Origin of the sequence: Mycobacterium sp. NAZ190054 (assembly GCF_001545925.1) — a bacterium.
Classification (GTDB): Bacteria; Actinomycetota; Actinomycetes; order Mycobacteriales; family Mycobacteriaceae; genus Mycobacterium.
In genome coordinates this window covers 21,075-41,043 of record NZ_LMVQ01000113.1, presented here as the reverse complement: position 1 = coordinate 41,043, position 19,969 = coordinate 21,075, and the positions used below count along the sequence as shown (strand labels likewise).

18 protein-coding genes are annotated in these 19,969 nt (G+C 67.6%); 2 read left to right on the top strand and 16 right to left on the bottom strand.

From position 1 onward, the window contains the following. From ASJ79_RS34990 to ASJ79_RS10145, 5 genes are all read right to left on the bottom strand, one after another. On the bottom strand, window positions 1–342 hold a 342-nt coding region (locus ASJ79_RS34990; RefSeq protein ID WP_369803647.1), incomplete at its 3' end, for an acyl-CoA thioesterase domain-containing protein. Further along, window positions 339–1,547 carry a CoA transferase gene (locus ASJ79_RS10160; RefSeq protein WP_067954719.1) on the bottom strand — a complete coding sequence of 403 codons (1,209 nt, stop codon included), beginning with the start codon at window positions 1,545–1,547 and terminating at the stop codon, window positions 339–341. The genes ASJ79_RS10160 and ASJ79_RS34990, both read right to left, overlap by 4 nt. Before the next feature lie 24 nt (window positions 1,548–1,571). Continuing rightward, window positions 1,572–2,345, bottom strand: a complete 774-nt coding sequence (locus ASJ79_RS10155) for an HAD-IIA family hydrolase (RefSeq protein ID WP_067954717.1) — start codon at window positions 2,343–2,345, stop codon at window positions 1,572–1,574. A 40-nt stretch (window positions 2,346–2,385) separates the two neighbouring features. Continuing rightward, on the bottom strand, window positions 2,386–3,582 hold the full coding sequence (locus tag ASJ79_RS10150) for a cytochrome P450 (protein WP_067954733.1): 1,197 nt from the start codon (window positions 3,580–3,582) through the stop codon (window positions 2,386–2,388). A gap of 11 nt (window positions 3,583–3,593) precedes the next feature. Further along, window positions 3,594–4,370 (bottom strand): spirocyclase AveC family protein, encoded by a 777-nt coding sequence (locus ASJ79_RS10145; RefSeq protein WP_197420156.1) that lies wholly within the window; start codon window positions 4,368–4,370, stop codon window positions 3,594–3,596. A 223-nt stretch (window positions 4,371–4,593) separates the two neighbouring features. Here ASJ79_RS10145 and ASJ79_RS10140 point away from each other — a divergent pair, with 223 nt between their 5' ends. Continuing rightward, window positions 4,594–5,253, top strand: a complete 660-nt coding sequence (locus tag ASJ79_RS10140; protein ID WP_067954714.1) for a TetR/AcrR family transcriptional regulator — start codon at window positions 4,594–4,596, stop codon at window positions 5,251–5,253. A gap of 5 nt (window positions 5,254–5,258) precedes the next feature. Here ASJ79_RS10140 and ASJ79_RS10135 read toward each other — a convergent pair whose 3' ends face one another. From ASJ79_RS10135 to ASJ79_RS10095, 9 genes are all read right to left on the bottom strand, one after another. After that, entirely contained in the window at window positions 5,259–6,137 is an 879-nt protein-coding gene (locus ASJ79_RS10135; RefSeq protein WP_067954712.1) for a mycofactocin-coupled SDR family oxidoreductase, read from the bottom strand. 13 nt (window positions 6,138–6,150) lie between these two features. After that, the gene (locus ASJ79_RS10130; protein WP_067954710.1) at window positions 6,151–7,428 is read right to left on the bottom strand and encodes a cytochrome P450; all 1,278 of its coding nucleotides are present in this window, start codon (window positions 7,426–7,428) and stop codon (window positions 6,151–6,153) included. Further along, window positions 7,425–8,654 carry a cytochrome P450 gene (locus ASJ79_RS10125; RefSeq protein ID WP_067954709.1) on the bottom strand — a complete coding sequence of 410 codons (1,230 nt, stop codon included), beginning with the start codon at window positions 8,652–8,654 and terminating at the stop codon, window positions 7,425–7,427. Before ASJ79_RS10125 ends, ASJ79_RS10130 begins: the two co-directional genes overlap by 4 nt. 9 nt (window positions 8,655–8,663) lie before the next feature. Then, window positions 8,664–10,154: an aldehyde dehydrogenase family protein gene (locus ASJ79_RS10120; RefSeq protein ID WP_067954707.1), complete on the bottom strand. Its 1,491-nt coding sequence runs from the start codon at window positions 10,152–10,154 to the stop codon at window positions 8,664–8,666. Next, entirely contained in the window at window positions 10,147–11,163 is a 1,017-nt protein-coding gene (locus ASJ79_RS10115; RefSeq protein WP_067954727.1) for an SDR family oxidoreductase, read from the bottom strand. The genes ASJ79_RS10120 and ASJ79_RS10115 overlap by 8 nt, the downstream gene beginning before the upstream one ends. After that, window positions 11,156–12,304 (bottom strand): spirocyclase AveC family protein, encoded by a 1,149-nt coding sequence (locus ASJ79_RS10110; protein WP_067954704.1) that lies wholly within the window; start codon window positions 12,302–12,304, stop codon window positions 11,156–11,158. Before ASJ79_RS10110 ends, ASJ79_RS10115 begins: the two co-directional genes overlap by 8 nt. After that, window positions 12,301–13,422 (bottom strand): ABC transporter substrate-binding protein, encoded by a 1,122-nt coding sequence (locus tag ASJ79_RS10105; RefSeq protein WP_067954702.1) that lies wholly within the window; start codon window positions 13,420–13,422, stop codon window positions 12,301–12,303. The genes ASJ79_RS10110 and ASJ79_RS10105 overlap by 4 nt, the downstream gene beginning before the upstream one ends. Window positions 13,423–13,507: 85 nt before the next feature. Further along, entirely contained in the window at window positions 13,508–14,356 is an 849-nt protein-coding gene (locus ASJ79_RS10100; protein WP_067954700.1) for a CbbQ/NirQ/NorQ/GpvN family protein, read from the bottom strand. Between the two features lie 40 nt (window positions 14,357–14,396). Then, complete coding sequence (locus ASJ79_RS10095) at window positions 14,397–16,031, bottom strand: nitric oxide reductase activation protein NorD (RefSeq protein WP_067954699.1); 1,635 nt, start codon at window positions 16,029–16,031, stop codon at window positions 14,397–14,399. Between the two features lie 195 nt (window positions 16,032–16,226). Here ASJ79_RS10095 and ASJ79_RS10090 point away from each other — a divergent pair, with 195 nt between their 5' ends. Continuing rightward, the gene (locus ASJ79_RS10090) at window positions 16,227–17,567 is read left to right on the top strand and encodes a TetR/AcrR family transcriptional regulator (protein WP_067954697.1); all 1,341 of its coding nucleotides are present in this window, start codon (window positions 16,227–16,229) and stop codon (window positions 17,565–17,567) included. 114 nt (window positions 17,568–17,681) lie between these two features. On the opposite strand, the gene ASJ79_RS10085 is transcribed toward ASJ79_RS10090, so the two are convergent. Beyond that, window positions 17,682–18,764, bottom strand: a complete 1,083-nt coding sequence (locus ASJ79_RS10085) for a dihydrodipicolinate reductase (RefSeq protein WP_067954725.1) — start codon at window positions 18,762–18,764, stop codon at window positions 17,682–17,684. 32 nt (window positions 18,765–18,796) lie between these two features. Then, on the bottom strand, window positions 18,797–19,765 hold the full coding sequence (locus ASJ79_RS10080; RefSeq protein WP_067954695.1) for an LLM class flavin-dependent oxidoreductase: 969 nt from the start codon (window positions 19,763–19,765) through the stop codon (window positions 18,797–18,799). Window positions 19,766–19,969: the final 204 nt, after the last annotated feature.

Below are 19,969 nucleotides of genomic sequence, written 5' to 3'. Positions count from 1 at the left end.
CGCGCCGACGTCAAGGACACCTGGCTGCGCATCAGCCCGTCGGAGGACCCGTCCACCCCGGATGCGGTGATCGTCGAGATCGTCGTCAGCAGCGACTTCGGCTCGGGCCGCATCGAGCTGTACCCGGTAGTCGACGGGTTCACCGGCTTCGCCGCCGCGCAGGAACTGCAGATGCATCGCGGTCGGCGCCTTGGCGCGATCGACGGTGCGGGCGGCGGCGGCCAGACTCTGGGCCACCAGTTGTCCACCGTAGGCCCGCTTCCCCGCCGGTCCGCCGGCCCGGCCCCGCCAGTGCTGCGGCCCGGTCCCGGTGACGTCGAGCAGGTCGCCCAGCGTGCTCACGCGACCGTGCCCGACCCGTACAGATCGTCGATCTGACCGCGGTCCAGGGACAACCAATCCCCCAGTACCCCGGCCGTGTCGTCGCCGAGCGCCGGAGCGGGCACGGCGGACGGGTACGCACCGTCGATCGACACCGGCAGTCCCGCCGCGAGGTAACGGCCCACCCGGGGCTGGTCGAGCTCGGTGAACAGCGGGTTGTCGGTCACCCGTGGGTCGGCGGCGGTCTCGGCGAAGGTCTGGTAGCGCTCCCACAGCACCGAGGTCGCCGAGAGCGCCGCCGCGATCTCGGCTCCGGTGTGGGTGTTGAACCATTCGGCGAACAACGCGCTCAGCGCATCCCGGTGCCGGTACCGTTCACCCTCGTCGGAGAAATCCGCACCGAGTGAGTTTTCCAGCGCCGCAACGGCTTCGGCGGTGCCGGTCAGAGAGGTCAGGTCCCGGAAGTGGCGGCCGGTCAGCGCGACGACCATGTACGAGACCCCGTCGCTGCTGGTGAAGTTCTGCCCGTAGGTGCCGTACACCGCGTTGCCGATGCGTTGGCGGGAGGTGCCGTTGACCATCGCCTCGGTGAGCAGGCTGAGGTTGCCCGCCGTCGCCAGCGCCACGTTCTCCAGCGGGATGCTGATCTGCTGGCCGGCTCCGGTGGCGTCGCGGTGACGCAGTGCGGTGACCACCGACAGCGCCGCGTACAGGCCGCACGAGACGTCCCATGCGGGCAGCACGTGGTTGACCGGCGTGGTCAGGTCGGCGGGGCCGGTCACCAACGGAAACCCGATGGCGGCGTTGACCGTGTAGTCGACGCCGGTGCCGCCGTCGTGGCGTCCGGACACCTCGACGTGGATAAGGTCCGGCCGCACCCGGCTTAGCGTCTGGTACGAATGCCATTGGCGGCCAGCGACGTTGCTGATGAACACGCCGCTCTCGCCGATCAGCCGGGTGACGAGTTCCTGCCCGCCGTCCGAGCGCATGTCGACCGCCAGCGACCGCTTGCCCTTGTTGAGCCCGGCCCAGTAGATGCTGTCGCCGGACTCGGTGAGCGGCCAGCGGCGGTAATCCGCGGCCCCGCCGACCGGATCGACACGCACGACCTCCGCGCCCAGCTGCGCCAATGTCATGCCCGCCAACGGGACCGCGACGAAGCTCGAGATCTCCACGATCCGCACTCCTGCCAGCGGCCGCGCCGGATCAGGGGCTGTTTCGGTCATCCGCTCAAGTTAGCAAGCGCCGGTTCACACCAGTTCGATCGCCTCGGCGATGGACGGCAGCACCCGGCTGGGCCGGAACGGGTACCGCTCGACGTCCTCGATCGTGGTCGACCCGGTCAGTACCAGGATCGTCTCCAGACCCGCCTCGATACCCGCCACGACGTCGGTGTCCATCCGGTCCCCGACCATCACGGTGCTCTCCGAGTGCGCCTCGATGCGGTTCAGCGCGCTGCGGAACATCATCGGGTTGGGCTTGCCGACGAAGTACGGCTCCCGCCCCGTGGCTCTGGTGATCATCGCGGCCACCGATCCGGTCGCCGGCAACGGGCCCTCCGCCGACGGACCGGTGACGTCGGGGTTGGTCGCGATGAACCGGGCACCACCCAGGATGAGCCGCACGGCCTTGGTGATGGCCTCGAACGAGTAGGTGCGGGTCTCGCCGAGCACCACGAAGTCCGGCGCGGTGTCGGTCAGCGTGTAACCGGCCTCGTGCAGCGCCGTGGTCAGGCCCGCCTCTCCGATCACGTAGGCAGAGCCGCCCGGCAACTGGTCGGCCAGGAACGCCGCGGTGGCCAGTGCGGAGGTCCAGATGGCGGCCTCCGGGACGGCCAGCCCGGAACGGGCCAGCCGGGCGGCCAGATCGCGCGGGGTGAAGATCGAGTTGTTGGTGAGCACCAGGAAAGGTCGCTCGCGGTCGATGAGACGCTGAAGGAACTCTGCGGCGCCCGGGAGCGCGTGTTCCTCGCGGACGAGCACACCGTCCATGTCGGTCAGCCAGCACTGCGGTGTGGAGCGCACGCCCTCCAGTGTGGCAGCCGGGGCAACCCCCGGCGGCTGTTCACCCGGTGCGCACCGGCATCCGGGCCCAGCCCCGCACACTCGACGTCCGGGCCCGGCTCGCGTTGGCGTAGTCGACCTCCCAGTCGGTCCACCGCTTCAAAACCTCCTCGAAGGCCACCCGGGCCTCCAGCCGGGCCAGCGCCGAGCCGAGGCAGAAGTGCAGGCCCTGACCGAAACTGAGGTGACCGCCCTTGCGGTGGATGTCGAAGCGGTCGGGATCCTGGTAGCGCGTGTCGTCGCGGTTCGCCGAACCGTTGAGCAACAACATGAACGAGCCCTCGGCGACGGTGTGTCCGTACCACTCGACATCGCGGGCCACATACCGGGCCTGCACCGGGGACGGCGGCTCGAATCGCAGGGTCTCCTCGACCGCCGACGGGATCAGCGACGGGTCGGCGACCAGTTCACGGCGTTGGTCGGGATGCGTACCGAGCAACTCCCCCATGAATCCGATGAGCCGCGCGGTGGTCTCACCCCCGGCGCCGGCGATCATCGCGGTGTAGGCGAGCACCTCGGTGCGCTCCAGCGGTCGGCGGGTGCCGTCGGGCTCCTCGATCTCGGCGTTGAGCAGTTCGGTCATCAGGTCGTCGGACGGGTGCGTCGCCCGCCATTCGATGTACTCGGCGAACAGGGCCAGCGACTCGGCGAACACCGTGGCGCTGACGTCACCGACGTCGTCGCCGAGTGTGATGTTCTCGTCGGTGCGCCGCCGGATCTGCTCCTGCCCCTCCTCCGGTATGCCGAGCAGGTAGCCGATGGTGCGCATCGGCATGATCGCCCCGAGATCGGCGACGAAGTCGAACCCGTCGGTGTCGATAAGGGGATCCAGCGCGCGAGAACAGAATCCGCGCACCAGATCCTCCACGGCGAGCATCCGGCGCGGCGTGAAGACCCGCGACAGCAGCCGGCGGTGCAGATCGTGCAGCGGGGGGTCCTCGAACAGCAGGATCCCCGGCGGCACCTCGATGTTGTTGAACAGGATGTCGGCGGTGGTGCCCTTACCGGACCGGTAGGTCTCCCAGTCCGGGAGGGCCTTGACCACATCGTCGTGACGGCTCAACGCGTAGAAGTTGTAGGTCTGGTTGTGGTACAGCGGCGCTTCCTCGCGCATTCGCCGCCACACCGGATAGGGATCGTCGTCGATGGCGTGGTCGAACGGGTCGTAGTACAGCTCGGCCGTGTGATTCGTCGCCATGGTGCGCACCCCTACCTCGGCTGGTTCTCGATGTGCGGGAAGAGTTGCTCGCTCGGCCCCTCGGTCACGTATCCCCCGAGTTTGGTCACCAGGTGCGGTGCGAACACCGCGCCGTACATGACGTGGCCGACGACCACCACCGCGGCGACGGACAACAGTGCCGAGCCGACCTTGGTCGAGGAACGTCTGTCCGACCACGCTTCGATGACGTTGCGGCCCTGTTCGTCGGTGCGGCCGAGCAGATAGGTCAACACCATCATCTGCAAGCCCATCGCGGCCGCGTCGTACACCGGATACTGGTACCTGCTGCCCTGGAACAGCGCCAGCCCGTCGATGACGTAGCCGTAGTAGAAGACACCGAACCGGGGACCGAAGAACCCGTTGAACACCAGCGCCCAGAAGAAGCCCACCAGGAAGCCGACCACCAGCAGCGTCTGCGGACGGCGCCAGCCGAAGCGAGCGACCACCCTGCGCCCCAGTGCCGCACCGATGACCGCGGGCAACACGAAGTAGGCGATGTAGCCGACCGGGACGGCCGAGGGCAGTCCGCCGCCCCAGGTCATGTTCAGCGGCCACCACGACGGCATCCGCGGCAGTTCGGGCGGGAACTGGGCGTAGACGGCCCAGTCGTACGGCGCTTCGATCCACGAGAACGAGATCGCCGAGATCGACACCAGCAGAAGCGGATGCAGGCGGCCGCGGCGGATACTGAGGTAGACCCCGAACGCCAGGAACGCGATGCCGCCGATGTAGGCGAAGGCCTGGCCGACCACCAGCGCCGTGGGCATTCCCGGGTCCATCAGCGGTCCCACCCCGCGCTCTTCGCGCAAGCGCTCATCGCCGCGCCGCCGGGTCGAAGTACAGCACCAATCCGAAGATCAGCGCGGCCAGCCCGAGCAGCGTGCCGACCATGATGAGCGCTCCCACACCCGCTCCTCTCCGTCGCGGACAACTTTAATAGTGGACACTATTACAACGTGGCCGGTCAAGACCCGACTATGGTGAAGCCCAGTGCCCCAGCCACGTTCGTCCCCCGGAAAAAGCGCCGACGAGGCGCGGCCCACCCGTCGCCCCCGCGGTGAGGCGCGCCGTCTGCTACTCGATGCGGCACAGGATCTGTTCGCCCGCAAGGACTATCGAGCCACCACCACGCGGGAGATCGCCGAGGCGGCCGGTGTCAGCGAATACCTGCTGTTCCGGCATTTCGGCGCCAAGGCCGGCCTGTTCCGTGAAGCCCTGGTCCTGCCGTTCACCACGTTCGTCGACGAGTTCCGCGACACCTGGCGATCCGTCGTCCCCGAGGAGACCGACGAGGACGAACTCTCCCGCGAGTTCGTCGGGCGGCTCTACGACGTGCTCGTCGAACACCAGGGTCTGCTGCTCACGTTGGTCGCCGCCGACGGGCTCAGCGAGGAGGACATCGAGGCGGCAGGCATCGCCGACATCCGGCGAGCCCTCAACGTGCTCGGCGAGATCAGTGCCGAGGGGATGCAGTTGCGCGGCAAGCGTTCCCGCCAGCCCGACCTGCCCGCACACTCGACCGTGGCGATGATCGTCGGCATGGTGGCGCTGCGGTCGACCTTCTTCGGCAGCACGCCGCCTCCGCGGGAAGCGATCGTCGACGAACTCGTGCAGGCGATCCTGCACGGCTTCCTGCACCGCACCGACTAGAACTGCTATCCCCCGGGACCGTTGGGCCACTTGAGCAGCGAGCCCGCGTCGACCCGGATCTGCTGTCCGGTGATGTAGCGGCTGTCGTCGCTGGCCAGGAACACCCCGAGCTTGGCCATGTCCTCGGGTTCGATGTACGGGATCGGCATCGCCTGGAACAGACTGAACAGCGGTTCGGCGTCCTCGCGGGTCGGCGTCTTGCCCTCCATCTTGAGGTCGGGCCGGAACACCCCGTACATGCCCTCGTTCTGCAGCAGATGGGTGTTGCAGTTGGTCGGGTGAATGGCGTTGACGCGGATCATCCTGGGCGCCAGGTGCAGGCTCATCTCCTCGACGTACTCGATCACCACCCGCTTGCTCCACCCGTAGCCGGCACCGCCCGGACCCATGTCCGGGCTGGTGGTGGTCCCCCGGATCATGCCGGCGGTCGATCCCGTGACGATGATCGACGCCCCGTCGGGCAGGTGCGGGATCGTGACGGCGAAGGTGTTCATCACGCCGAGCAGGTCGACGTCGGAGGCGTCGACGAATCCCATCGGATCAGGGTTGCCCATCGCCATCGGCAGGATGCCGGCATTGGCGACGACGATGTCGATCCTGCCGAGGTCGGCCAGGCCCGCCTCCACCGCCTCGCGGAGTTCATGGCGCTCCCGCACGTCGGCGATCCGCGCCACCACCCGTCGGCCGATCTCCTTGACGGACCGCTCGGTCTCGGCGAGATCGTCAGGTGTGGCCAACGGGTAAGGGTTGGAAGGGATGTCGCGGCAGATGTCGACGGCGATGATGTCGGCACCTTCCCGCGCCATCGCGATCGCGTGCGCGCGACCCTGACCGCGCGCGGCACCGGTGATGAACGCGACTTTGCCCTCGAGCTTTCCGGCCATTCGTGGCTCCTTCTCACCCGGCAGGGGTGAACGTGACGTGCAGTTCGGACAGCCCACGCATGATGAACGTGGGTTCGTAGTCGTAGCGGCGCGCGCCGGCGGGCCCGTGGTGCTGCTCGGAGATCGCGAGGTCGGTCATCCGGTCGAGGATCCGTTCCAACGAGATGCGCCCCTCGGCGCGGGCCAGCGGTGCACCGGGGCACGAGTGCGCCCCGCGGATGAACGCGATCTGTTCCCGTACGTTGGCCCGGTCGGGATGGAACTCATTGGGGTTCTCGAACTTTCGCGCATCGCGGTTGCACGCTCCGGGAAGCACCATGACGGTGGTACCGGCGGGCACCTCGACGTCGCCGATGGTGGTCGTGGTCCGCGCCATCCGGAAGTGCGATTTGACCGGGCTTTCCAATCGAAGGGTCTCCTCCAGGAAAGCCGGAATCCTGCTGCGGTCCCGGCGCAGCATCGCCTCGAAGCCCGGATTGTCGGCGATGAACCGCACCGCGGAACTGACCAGCTTGGTGGTGGTCTCGGTGCCGGCGGCGAACAGGAACGTCGACAGGTTCATCACGTCGTCGATGTCCGGGGTCGAGCCGTCCTCGTGCTTGGCCAGCGCCAGCTCGGTCAGCACGTCCTCGCGTGGCGACCGCCTGCGGTCCTCGATGTAGGCGTGGAACTTGTCGTTGAGCCACTGCAACGGGTTGTGGGTGGTCGGCGCCTCCTTGCCGAGTTCCCCGACGGTCTCCAGCGCGAACGCCGCCTTGAACTGCTCGTGGTCCTCGGCCGGTACCCCGAGCAGGTCGGCGATCACCAGCAGCGAGAACGGCTTGGCGTAGTCGGCGAGGAATTCGGCACTGCCGCATTCGATGAACGTGTCGAGCTGCTGGTCGGCCAGCCGCCACATGAAGTCCTCGTTCTCCTTGAGGCGCTTCGGCGTGATCAACCGGCTCAGCAGGCCGCGGGTGCGGGTATGCAGCGGCGGATCCTGGGAGGTGATGTGTTCGGCCATCGGAACCGCGCCCCGATGTTCCTCGATCAGATCGGAGACATCGTCGCTGTCCCCCGGCCCGAACGGCATGCCCGAGAACGGTCCGGCCACCGAGTTGCACGACGAGAACGCGGGGTTCTTGTACACCGACAGGGCTTCGTCGTAGCCCGTGACAGCCAGCACCCCGAACGGAGTCGCCTTGGCCACAGGACATTTGGAACGCAGGTGGTCGAAGTACGGATACGGGTCCGGGACCAGGGACTCGTCGGTGAAATAGTCGACGGTGTCGTAGTCGCACGAGTCGGTCATCCGAGACTCCCGGGTGGATCGAACAGAACGGGTAACGATGTCGGCGACCGGAACACCTGCCCACGGATGTGCGGGTCGTCGCCGTCCGGGTCGAGCCGCAGATTCGGCAGCCGGTCGAACAGCAGGTTGACCGCCGTGCGCATTTCCAGCCGTGCCAGATGCATGCCCAGACAGACGTGCACACCGTGTCCCCAGCCGAGATTCGCCTTCGGTTGCCGGAAGATGTCGAAGCGGTCCGGGTTTGGATAGCGGTCCTCCTGCCGGTTCGCCGCGCCCAGCATCGGCATCACCGTCGCCCCTGCCGGAATCGGCACCCCGCCGAGCACGGTGTCGCGGGTGGCCACCCGGGTGATCGTCAGCAGCGGTGACTCCCAGCGCACCGCCTCCTCGATCGCCTGCGGCAGCAGCGACCGGTCGGCCTTGACCGCCTCCAGCTGCGTCGGATCCGACAGCAGCGCGAACAGCAGGCTGCCCAGCGAGCGGTAGGTCGTCTCGACGCCGGCGGGAAGCAACAGCCGCAGAAACGAGAAGATCTCCTCGTCCTCGAGCCTGTTGCCGTCGATCTCGGCGGCGGCCAGTGCGCTGATCAGATCGTCGCGGGGTTCGGTCCGGCGGGCCTGCAGTATCGGCGCGAAGTAGTCGCACAGTGCCGCCGACGCGGCGAGCCCGCGCTCGGGGTTCATCAGCCAGCTCAGCAGCGAGATCGACCACCGCTGGAACTGTGGGTAATCCTCTTCGGGCAGACCGAGCAGGCCTGCGATGACCCGGCTCGGATAGTCGAAGGTGAACTCCTTGACCAGATCCGCTCTGCCGTTGGCGGCGAAGTCGTCGATCAAGCTGTTGGCGACCCGCCCGACGAGTTCGTTCTCCCAGCGCGCCAACGCCTTCTGGGTGAACGCCTTCTGCACCAGCGCCCGCAGGCGGCCGTGGACGGGCTCGTCCATGCCGAGCATCACGCGCTCGCCGAGCACCGGGCCGAACGCCGCGATGACGCTCGACGACGAGAACGTCTCGTTGTCGCGCAGCATCTGCTGGACTTCCTCGTGCCGGTAGACGATGAACATCGGCAGCGATTCCTCGTGGGGAAGCGCACCGGAGGTCTCCAGCCGCTGCACGGGCTCCTCCCGGCGCAGCCTCGCCAGCTCGGTGTACGGGTCTCGCACGTCACCGGAGATCGCGTCGTCGAAAGACCCGAAATCCTCCAGGTCGTCGAAAAGCTGTTCCACTGCTCTCCTTCAGACGTTCTGAGCCGGGTAGGCCACCGATTTCACCTCGGTGTACTGACTGAAGCCGACCACGCCGTTCTGACGGCCGACACCGCTCTCCTTGTAGCCGCCGAACGGTGTGTCGGCGCCGTAGCCCGTGGTGCCGTTCAATCCGATGAAGCCCGCACGCAGGCGCCGCGCCACGGCCAGCGAACGGTCCAATGATGCGGACATCACGTTGCCGGCAAGCCCGTAGGCGCTGTCGTTGGCGATGCGGACGGCGTCGTCCTCGTCCTCGTACGGGATGACGGCCAGCACCGGCCCGAAGATCTCCTCCTGAGCGATCGTCATCTTGTTGTCCACGTCGGTGAAAAGCGTTGGATCGACCCAGAATCCCTTGTCGAACCGTGCCGGTGCCTCAGTGCTGCCGACCAGCAGCGTCGCTCCCTCGTCGACGCCCTTGCGGATATAACCCAGGATGCGTGCCTGCTGCCGGGCCGAGATCACCGGACCGCACAGCGTGCCCGGATCCTGCGGATCCCCTGCGGCGATGTTCTGGTAGATGCCTTGCAGGATCTCGACGCCCTCGTCATACCGGGAGCGGGGCAGCAACATCCGGGTCGGCGCCGCGCAGCCCTGGCCGGCGTGCATCAGCGGCCCGATGCCGATCAGGCACGCGGTGTCGAGGTCGGCATCGTCCAGCACGATCGTCGCCGACTTGCCGCCCAGCTCGAGGAACAGCCGCTTCATCGTCGCGGCGCCCTTCTCCATGATCCGCTTGCCGACCCCGGTGGACCCGGTGAACGAGATCATGTCCACCTTCGGCGAGATCGTCAGCTCTTCGCCGACGAGGTGATCGGATGCGGTCACCACATTCACCACCCCGGGCGGGATGTCGGTCTTCTCGGCGATCAGCCGTCCCAGCCGGGTGGCGTTGAACGGGGTGTCGGGTGCGGGCTTGAGCACGACGGTGTTCCCCGCCGCCAGTGCCTGTCCGAGTTTGTTGATGCTGACCTCGAACGGGAAGTTCCACGGAACGATCGCACCGACCACGCCGACCGGTTCGTGCCACACCTTGCGGGTGGTGTTGACACCGGTCACCGACACCACCGTGTCGCCGAGATCGGTTTCCCACGGGAACGTCTCGATCAGGCGGGCGGGGTACCTGAGCCCGTCGGCGAGGGGGGCGTCCAGCTGTGGACCGTGCGTCACGGCCCTGGGCGCACCGACCTCCCGGATGAGCTCCTCCCGCAACTCTTCTCGCTCACCGTCGATGGCGTCGTGCAGCTGTTCCAGGCAGCGCTTGCGCAGTTGTCGGTTGGTGGCCCAGTCGGTCTCGTCGAACGCGCGACGGGCCGCGTCGATGGCGCGGCGCATATCCGCCTTCGACGCGTCGGCGACCTCCCCGAGCACTTCCTCGGTGGCCGGGTTGGTGTTGCGCAACGTGCCGGCTTCACCGTCGACGAGCTTTCCGTCGACGAGCATCCTGGGCTCGTGGGTCACGGTCCGGACCTCAGCCATTCGTCCCGTCCTTCTGCTCGCGGGCCTGTCGGGCCACCCGGCGACGCATCGCCACCGCGGCGAGGCGTTGCAGAACCGGCTGTGGCAGCACCTTGGCTGCCAGCACCATCCCGCGCTGGGCGGCGGTGAGCGGGACCGCACCGCCACGCATCGCACCCTGTCTCGGTATGCCGAGCACGAGCCGGGACATATGGTGCATCCCCGCCGCAGGCAGGATCCTGTTCATCACCAACAACATCGACGCCTCAGCGCCGACGCCCCGGCGACGGAACGCCGCCCGATCCGCCAGCGCCTCCAGCAGACCGTCGCTGAACTTCTCCGGTGGACGGGCGAAGCTCATCGCGTACCGCCCCCGGGTGTCCATGGTGTCGTGCACCCGGGCATAGGGGCCGTCGAGCACCCGGTCGTCGACGGTGCCCGCATCGGTGATGATGTCGGTGTCAAACGTGCCGGTGACCAGCACCGTCACACCCAGTCCGAAGGGCGCGATCTCGCCGGCCATCGACTCGCCCCACCGCTCCAGCGCCCCTTTGGCCGCCGAATACGCTGCGATGCCGGGCTGCCCACGCACTCCCCCCGCGCTGGAGATCAGCACGATGCGGCCCTCCCCGGCCGCCCGCATCGACGGCAACAACGCCTTCGTCAGCGCGACCGGGCCCAGCACATGCGTGCCGAACATGTCCTGCCACAACGCGATGTCGGCTTCCTCGACCATGCCGGCGGCCGAGATGCCGGCGTTGTGCACCAGCGCGTACGGTGCGCCGACCACCTCTTCGATCTCCTTGGCCGCCGCGGCGATGGACGCGTGGTCGAGCAGATCGAGGGTGACGCCGATCAACCGGTCACCGGACTCCGGTGCGCCCGTCGCGGCGCGCAACAGCGGCATTCCGCGGTCCGGTGCCCGCATCGCCGCGACCACGCGCCAACCCTCGTTGTAGAGCCGCACCGCCGACGCGAAGCCCAATCCCCGCGACGCACCTGTGATGACGACACTGCGCGGCTCAGCCATCGGCGTTCCCGGACGCACAGTCGCCCTCACCGGGCGGCGGCGGTTCGACATCGGGTCGTCCGTTCGGGAGCCCACTCTGCCAGGTCGCCCACTTACCGACCGAGAACGGCCCCTCGGCGCCTTCCTGTTCGTAATACCCTTGCGGGTCATACACTTTCGCCTCCGGGTACGGCCACGGGCAAGCCACCGCGGTCGCGAGTCCGCTGGCCTTGATCACGGCGAACCACGAGCCGTAGGCGAAGTAGGCGACATTGATGATGAAGAACATCACCAGGAACGTGCCCAGCACGGGCTTGCGTGGGAACAACCTGGCCCGCGCGGCGAGCTTCTCGGCCACGGACTTTCCGGTGTCGTCGCGATAGCACAGGACCGCCGCGGGAACCATCACGAAGGTCACCGCCAACGACTCCCAGATCAGCGGGAACTGGAACGTTGTGCCCGGGAACAGCGATCCGAACGGGATCACCTGCGAGTAGATGTACAAGCCGGTGCGGACCAGGCTCACTTCCAGAATGGCGTCGAAGACGAAGCCGATCACCAGCGTGATCGAGCCGAGGCTGATCAACGGGTGCCGCGAGACGAACGCGGTAGGTCCGTGCCTGGCCTGCAGCTTGCGCAGCAACCAGATCGCCGGGAAGAACGGCGCGAAGTAGAACGCCACATAGCCGAACACGATGAACGGTTCGACCGTCGGCGACAGCATGATCAGCGGCCAGTTCTCCGGCCAGTGGATGAGTTCCGGGTTGTAGACCGCGAACGGAGCCCAGTTCATGATCGGGTCCTGCCACACGATCAGGGTGGTGCACAGGAACATCAGCATGATCGGGCTGCCCGGGTCCCGGCGCCAGCCCCGCACGAAGATCACCACCAGCACCACCAGCAGCACCACGGTGCCGATCTGGTGCACCCACAGCCAGCCGTCCCAGCCGAACAGGAACTCGACCGGGCGGGGCCTACCGGTGACGTTCGGGTTGGCCACCCGGGGGTGGACTTCGGTGCGCGCGAACGCGATGAACAAGCTGAAGAACGCCAACAACGCGAATGCCGAGACCCACCGTCCCCAATTGGGGCCCTTCCGCTTCGGGGTGATGGCGCCGGAGACCGGAACCGTGGCGGACGGTGCCGATTCCTCCGTGGTCATGAGGCTTCCTCTCCGAAGCGGTCGACCAGGTGGGAGTTGACGCCGTCGGCGTCGAGGGTGCGGGCCACCAGGTACCCCGCGCCCATCCACGCGCGGCGCGTCCATTTGCCGAACGACACCCGGGTGCCGGGCGCGCCCGAGGCGGCGGGCATCATCTTCACGCGTTCCAGTGCCTCCTTGACGCCTCGGGGGCTCAGTGGATGCGCGTCGGTGAACGCCCGCACCAGCGTGGCGGCGACGTCGTGGTTGACGACCGACACGCAGTACTCCGGCCGGCTGCCGTCGTATCGCTCGGCGTAGCGGTCCAGCCAGGCCTGTCCGATCTTGTTGCCCTCGTCGTACTGATCGACCCCGACCCACCCCAGGAACGCATTCCACATGATCGGGTTGACCCACGCGTTCTGGAATGCGGTGGTGGTGAAGCGTGGCGGATCCCAGTCGACCGCTTCCAGCGCCGGGTTGATGAAGACGATCCCGAAACCGAACCCCAGGTGGACGATCGCCTCGGACTTCGCGTCGTGCAATGTGCGCACCGCCTCGTTGATGTCCTGGGCGGTCTGCGCGATCGCGGCTTCCGCCACGATACGAATCCCCTTGCGGGACGCGGCGCTTCGCAGGTTCTTCAGGTAGCTCTCGCCGATCAGGTTCTGCTCGACCAGCACACCGATCTCTCTGAGGCCGCGTTTGGCGACCAGGTCGATCAGGAAGATGGGTTCGTCGGTCATCGAGCCCTGCGGGAAGGCGAAGGTCCACTCCCCAAGCCAGTCGTCGGTGCCGGTGACGCTGATCGCCGGCACCTTGAAGCGTTCCTCGATCGCCTCCCGCAGTGGCACACAGTTGTCGGTGATGTTCGGTCCGAACACCACCAGTGCGCCCTCGTCGACCAGTTCCCCGTACGCGTCGATCACCGCCTTGACCGAGCCTTTCGGCAGGCCCTCGACCTCGCGGTAGATCATCTGCACCGGCCTGTCCATCAGCCCCTGTTCCACCGCCTCCTCAAAGACGAGGTCGAAGGTCTGGGTGAACGAGGCCCGCAGTTCCTCCGGGAATCCCGGCGGCAGGGTGAAGTCCATCAGGTAGCCGACCTTGATGGGCTCTGCGGTGCTCTCGTAGGACATCTGACCTCCAGGGCGGGCGCCGGCCGCGGGTACGCCGTGGCAAACCTAATATTTGTTCAGACAGTAACGGGGGCTGAACACAGCGTCAATCACCCGTTGCCGGTTCACCGAGATAGACGTCGATCAACTCGTGCAGACCGCGGCTGACCGCAACGTCATCGGTGAGCGGGCCCGCGACCGCGACCCTGGCCGCCTCGGCCACGGGCAGACCTTCTGCGATCAGACGGCCCGTAGCGATCAGCACACGTGTGGAGGCGACTTCGCGCAGACCCCCGGTTTCCAGGCGCCGGATCGCCTGCCCGAAGCGCACCAGCTCGGCAGCGGTGCGCCGGTCCACCCCTGCCTCGTGGACGACGATGCCCTCCTCGACTTCCGGTGCGGGGAAGCCGAACTCGATGGCCACCATGCGTTGCCTCGTCGAGTCTTTGAGGTCTTTGAGGACGCTCTGATAGCCCGGGTTGTACGACACCACGAGGCCGAAGCCCGGCGCGGCGCACAGTGTGACGCCGAGGCGTTCGATCGGCAGCTGGCGCCGGTGGTCGGCGAGGGGGTGCAGCACCACGGTGGTGTCCTGCCGGGCTTCGACCACTTCATCCAGGTAACAGATCGCGCCCTCACGCACGGCGCGCGTCAGCGGACCGTCCACCCACACCGTCTCGTCACCCTTGAGCAGGTAGCGGCCGACGAGGTCGGCCGTGGTCAGGTCGTCGTGACACGCCACGGTGATCAGCGGCCGCCCGAGGTCGTGGGCCATCGCCTCGACGAATCTCGTCTTCCCGCAACCGGTCGGCCCCTTGAGCACGATCGACAGACCCTGGCGGTAGGCCGCCTTGAACACCGTCTCCTCGTTGCCGACCGGCGTGTAGTAGGGGCGCACTCCGGCGGACGGTGACCCGGCGCCGTTCTTGTGAGCGAACCCGGAATCGATGGCCATGGACAACCCTTCCGTTGCATCTGTCAATGCCGCGCCTTCATCAGGACACCCGCCGACGGACTTCCGCGGATCGGACGGCCGACCGGAACATCGGTCCGATCACCCCGGCGAGTTGGTCGGGGTTCGACACCGTGGCGTGTGCGGTGCTACCGAACACCCGCCGTAGCGAATCGACGTCGGTACTCGCACCGATGGTCAGGCACACGCACCCGGTCCCCCGCCGCCGCGCCTCGGTGAGTGCGCGCCGGGCATCCGCCGCCCCGTAGGCGCGCTCGTAGCCGTGGTCGTAGGCAAGCCCGTCGGACAACACGACGAGCAGCCGCCGGGACGTACCGCCGCGTTCCTCCAGCACCGTCGAGCCGTGCCGGATAGCGGCACCCAGCCGCGAGTACGCACCGGGTTCCAGACTGTTCAGCCGCCTGATGATGCGAGCGTCGAGGTGCTCGTCGAACCGCTTCACCGGGACCATGCTCACCGCCGAGCGTCCCTGCGAGTAGTAGGCGTACAGCGACACGCGATCGCCGAGGTCGTGTAGGGCCACCATCAGATGGGCGGCCGCGGTGCGCTGCTGTTGATGCACCGTGCGCCCGACGGTTCCGGGTTCCGCCGCCGATCCCGAGACATCCAGCAGCAGCAGCACCGACAGGTCACGCCGCCGGCGCAGGCTGTCGAGGTAGACAGCCTCGTCGGGCACCGAGCCGGCACGCACCTCGACACGCGCCTCGATCGCGGCATCGATGTCGATGTCGTCGCCCTGGGCCTGTCGATGACGGCGGTGCAGCCCCATCCCCAGGCGTGCCAGCGGGCGACGCACGCTGACGGCGTCCTCGATCTGTTGGGTGGCATGCCCTTTGATCTCCGGGTCCACTTCCCGGACGGTGCACCAGTCGAGTCGGTAGAACCCGCGCTCGGCATTCCACTCCGGATACCTCACGCCGTCGGTCCTGACGTCGACCACCTGCTCGGACGACACCGCTGCCAGTGACGACACCGCATGCACCCCCCGTGTCGTGGAGCCGGTGCGGTGTGTCGGCGCGTCCGCCCCGGGTGGACCGCCTCCGCCGCCGGTCTTACGTGCCGAGGACAGCAGCTTCTTCAACCGTTCGCCGATGGCTCCGCCTCCGCCGACGGGACTGGAGAACAGATCGGGGTCATCGGTGTCGTCGACCTCGTCACCGAGTTCTTCGAGCGCGCCCTGCCGGCGAGGTACGTGGGCCACCGCGTCCCGATCCGCCTGCTTGGCGGCCGCCGCACTCGCCGCGAGCACCCTTTTGGCCTGGATGACACCGAAACTCGCGGGAGCAGCCACTGCTCTTTCGCGTCCACGTGCGAGAGCCAGCGACTTCTCGGCAGAGTCGCTGCGTTGCGCGGCAGCCGGATCCGCCGAGGCAGCCAGCGACGCGGGCAGCAGGGCGGTGTTGGCCAGCAGCGCCCGGTGCCCCTCGACCGCGAGATAGCGCTTGGCCAGGCGCGGATGCCGTACCAGTGCGCCGACCACCTCGGGGACGAGGCTTCCGGCCGCGATCATCGATGCCTGGACGGCCACCGTTTCGTATTGCGTGCGCATCGGTGCCGTCGCGTCGACGGAGACGGTCTCGCCGTCGGTCCATGGCGGCTTCCCCGGAACGGCCGCGTCCACGGCCAGCGGTCGGTTGGCGAGTGCGGACGCCAACATGACCAATCCGGAAAACTGTTCACCACCAGCGCCCTTGGGCACCCACAACTCCTTCTGACACCATCGGTCGCCGTTGACCAAATATCTGTTCCACCGTAAGGTTCGGCTGGACCGCAGTCAATGCCGGTGCCCCGGGTCGGACGCCGGCCGGTAGCATCGGCTTCCGGCTGTGCCGGTACCGACGAAGGAGGGGCGATGGCCGCCGAGGCCGCAGGGCAGAAACCCGGACGCGGTCGTCGCACGGGCAGGACCGGCCCGGGCAGCGCCAAGCTCGCTGCCGTCCCGGAGACGCCCGCCGCCGATCTGACCCGGCGCGCGGAGATTCTCAAGACCGCGAACACCGTGATCGCTACGAGCGGCCTGCGCAGCTCCCTCCAGCAGATCGCCGACGCCGCCGGGATTCTCGCGGGCAGCCTCTACCACCACTTCGAATCCAAGGAAGCCATCCTGGTCGAGCTGATCCGGCTCTATCACGACGACTTGGACCGGATCGGCGAACTCGCCCTGCGTCGGCTCGACGGACCCGACCCTGAGCCGGTGTCGGCCCAGATCACCTCGCTCGGTCAGGCGATCGCGCGCTGTGCTGTCGAACATCGCGCGGCGCTGCAGATGTCCTTCTACGAAGGACCCAGCAATGACCCCGAGCTGCTCGCACTGTCCAACCGCCCGCCGGCGAAGATCCAGGCCGCGATGTTGCAGGCGCTGCGCGCGGGACGGTGGAGCGGCGCGATCCGCTCCGATGTGGACCTGCCGACGCTGGCCGACCGGCTCTGCCAGAGCATGCTGCACGCCGGCCTCGATGTCATCAGGCACAAGGCCAGGTCCGACGACCTGGCCGCGCTCAAGTGCCGGATCTCGTTGCACGGACTGGCGACGGAAGCGCCCTCGGATGCGGACCTCGACCGGTCGGACGCCTTCGCGGCCGCCGAGTCGATCATCAGGAGCTGGATCGACGACGAGGACGACGCCGATCTGAAGGCCGCTCACCTGCGTGCAGTGGCCCGGTCGGAGTTCGGGCGCCGCGGATACGAGATGACGACGATTCGTGACATCGCATCCGCCGCGGGGCTGGGCACCGGGACCGTCTACCGGATCATCGGTTCGAAGGACGAACTGCTGATGTCGATCATGTTGGAGTTCGGCCGCAAGGTCGGTGGCGCGTGGTCCGAGATCGTCCGGACGGATTCGACCACGGTGGAGAAGCTGGACGCGTTGAGCTGGCTCAACGTCAACGCGCTCGACCAGTTCCCCGACGAGTTCCGCATCCAGCTGGCATGGCTGCGCCAGTCACCTCCCGACTCGGCCAACCCGGCGTGGTCGTTCACCACCCGGATCCGGCAGATGAAAGCCCTACTCACCGAGGGAATCAGGAACGGTGAGATCCATGTCGACAGCCCGACCGCGGACATGCTGGCCCGCTGCATCATCGGCGAGCAGTGGATCCCCGAGAACATCCTGCGCGAGATCGGGACGCGGAAGGCATTGATCCTGGCCAGGGACACCGTGCTACGGGGCGTGGCAGTCCGAAAGACCTGACGGTAGACCCGTCTGGTGATCGCGTGGAGCGATCATTTCGGCCCGTGCGGTCATAGGCCTGACATGGGTTCCGGAGAGCATCCTGGCGCGGCGTGGACACCACGTTGCGCGGCATCAGCTGAACACGTTGTGTGGCAGAGTGTTCGGAAGATCCAGCGAACTGAGCAGACCCGGCGGTGCGGCGACCACGAACGGGACAGCGTTGACCACCCGCATCGCGGAGGCCGTCATCGCGGCGCGTCCTGCGCCGTGCCCTTCGGCCGCACCGAGAGTCATCGCGCAGTGGATGTCCGGATCACCGTCGATGTCCACCCGGTAGGTCGCGTCGCAGTCCGACGCGGGCCAGTCCGGCGCCACATCGCGTGCCATCCTGATGATGTGTTCGACGACTATGGCTTCCCGTCCGTCGACGACCCCGGCCGCGCGGGTAGACACCGCCCCGCACGTACCGGCCGGGACGGTCCCGAACGCCACTTCGAGATCCCGGGGCGTCGTGCGTCTGTCCATCGTGCCGCGGACCTCGCTGACCTGCACCCCCAGGGCGTCGGCGATGAGCTGGATGGGCGCCTTCCAGGCCATCTCGATGAATCCCGGTGTCTTGAGCATGGGTTCGAAATCCAGCGGTCGGGCGAACCCCATACCGTCCATCATCACCTCGGCCACCGGATAGTGGTCGTTGAGCGCGACCTCGGTGACCTTGACCTGCGTGATCGACTTCGACAGCGTCGACAACGACAGGGCCAACTGATCGGACCCGAAACCCGGGAAGATGCCCGAGCCGTAGAACGACGCGCCGCCGGTTTCGGCGGCTGCGGCGAGTTGAGACCGCCATTGCGGCGAGAAGTACGCGGGCGGATAGATCAGCGCGGTGGAACTCGTTGAGACGACGTTGATTCCGGCTTCGAGCAGGCGAACGTAGTCCGGTACGGCCGCGGCGTCGCGGTCCGGCCCGCTGGCGGCGTACACCACGCAGTCGGGCCGCAGCGCGATCAACGATTCCGCGTCACGGGTGGCCACGACACCGAGCGGATCCCGGCCGCACAGCGTGCCGGCGTCCTGGCCTTCCTTCTCGGCGGAATGCACCCACACCCCGACCAACCCGAGGTCGGGTCGGCGCGCGATGGCATCCACCGCGATGGAGCCCACACCGCCGGTCGACCACACGACGACGCGAAGGGGTCGGCAGGGTTCTGACATGAGTTCCTCCGTTCCACGCGCACTTCCGGCCGTCAGCCGCCACGCACCGCTTCCGTGGCGCATTCGAGGTACGGCCAGGCCAGCTCCGGGGGAAGGCCGCCGCACAGCGGATGCAGCGGCAGGGGTCTTCCCTCCCCGACATACGCGGCGGCTTCGGCCGGGCTGAGAATCCGGTACGGCCCGCCGGCCTCTCGCAGTTCGTCGACGGTGCGCGCAGGCGAGATGCTGGCGACTGAATCGTCACCGTGCCGGTAGGACGCCGCCGTGACCGCGTCGTGCAGCAGGTACGGACCGAGTTCGTCCCAGCCGCGGTCCTCGTCTTCGGCAACGAAGATGGTTGTGGGCGAAGATGTTTCGGGGAACTGCAGAAGGCCGGGCTGATGTCCGTGCGCCTCGCACTGGGACAGGTAGTACTCCCGCAGTTGCGGGGAGTCGACCTGGGAGATGAACCCGAGCCCGTGTTTGGCGGCGCGACGCGCCGCGGGCCTGCTGCCGCCGGCGATCAACAGCATCGGACCGCCGTCGCTGACACACGACGGGCTCACCCGTACCTCACGGCCGCGGTGTCGCACCTGTTCACCGCGCAACAGCGGACGCAACACGGTCAGATATTCGTCGGCCAGTACACCGCGATTCCGGGCGTCGACGCCGAAAAGGTCGTACTCCTCGTTCCGATGACCGATCCCGAACGCCCACACCACCCGGCCGCGACTGATGATATCCAGGGCACAGATCTCCTCGGCGAGCCGCACCGGATCCCACAACGGGATCGGCACCGCGGCAAGGATGATCATCAGATGCGTTGTCCGCGCCGCGATCGCCGACGCCAGCAGTTGCGGGGCGGCGAGGTGCCCGTCTTCGGTGCCGTGATGCTCTGAAAGCACCGCGGCCACCGCCCCGCGGCTCTCCGCCCACCCACACATGTCGACGGCCGCGGCGTACAGATCCGTTATGACAGCGGCGCCTTCGGGTGCGCGCAGGTCGAACCGCAGGGTGAACATCGGCGTCAATTCCCGCCCACTGCAGACACCTGCTCAAACTAACCTAACTTTTGTTTCGCGTATGGGTTCTCGCAGTCTTGACCGTCCGGACCCGCAGCTGTTAGCTTTCGCGGAGCAAACGTTAGGTTCACATCCCCCGCAGCTGACTCGAGGATTCGATGACGCACCCCAGCACAGCCGGTACCGGCATACCGCCCCCGCTTC

What these genes read in the sequence shown, in the direction of transcription:
- ASJ79_RS10105 (WP_067954702.1), bottom strand. Translation starts at nt 13,422, where the DNA reads ATGTCCTACGAGAGCACCGCAGAGCCCATCAAGGTCGGCTACCTGATG.
- ASJ79_RS10085 (WP_067954725.1), bottom strand. Translation starts at nt 18,764, where the DNA reads ATGTCAGAACCCTGCCGACCCCTTCGCGTCGTCGTGTGGTCGACCGGC.
- ASJ79_RS10150 (WP_067954733.1), bottom strand. Translation starts at nt 3,582, where the DNA reads ATGGCGACGAATCACACGGCCGAGCTGTACTACGACCCGTTCGACCAC.
- ASJ79_RS10095 (WP_067954699.1), bottom strand. Translation starts at nt 16,031, where the DNA reads ATGTTGGCGTCCGCACTCGCCAACCGACCGCTGGCCGTGGACGCGGCC.
- ASJ79_RS10100 (WP_067954700.1), bottom strand. Translation starts at nt 14,356, where the DNA reads ATGGCCATCGATTCCGGGTTCGCTCACAAGAACGGCGCCGGGTCACCG.
- ASJ79_RS10110 (WP_067954704.1), bottom strand. Translation starts at nt 12,304, where the DNA reads ATGACCACGGAGGAATCGGCACCGTCCGCCACGGTTCCGGTCTCCGGC.
- ASJ79_RS10135 (WP_067954712.1), bottom strand. Translation starts at nt 6,137, where the DNA reads ATGGCCGGAAAGCTCGAGGGCAAAGTCGCGTTCATCACCGGTGCCGCG.
- ASJ79_RS10130 (WP_067954710.1), bottom strand. Translation starts at nt 7,428, where the DNA reads ATGACCGACTCGTGCGACTACGACACCGTCGACTATTTCACCGACGAG.
- ASJ79_RS10120 (WP_067954707.1), bottom strand. Translation starts at nt 10,154, where the DNA reads ATGGCTGAGGTCCGGACCGTGACCCACGAGCCCAGGATGCTCGTCGAC.
- ASJ79_RS10145 (WP_197420156.1), bottom strand. Translation starts at nt 4,370, where the DNA reads ATGCCCACGGCGCTGGTGGTCGGCCAGGCCTTCGCCTACATCGGCGGC.
- ASJ79_RS10080 (WP_067954695.1), bottom strand. Translation starts at nt 19,765, where the DNA reads ATGTTCACCCTGCGGTTCGACCTGCGCGCACCCGAAGGCGCCGCTGTC.
- ASJ79_RS10160 (WP_067954719.1), bottom strand. Translation starts at nt 1,547, where the DNA reads ATGACCGAAACAGCCCCTGATCCGGCGCGGCCGCTGGCAGGAGTGCGG.
- ASJ79_RS10090 (WP_067954697.1), top strand. Translation starts at nt 16,227, where the DNA reads ATGGCCGCCGAGGCCGCAGGGCAGAAACCCGGACGCGGTCGTCGCACG.
- ASJ79_RS10115 (WP_067954727.1), bottom strand. Translation starts at nt 11,163, where the DNA reads ATGGCTGAGCCGCGCAGTGTCGTCATCACAGGTGCGTCGCGGGGATTG.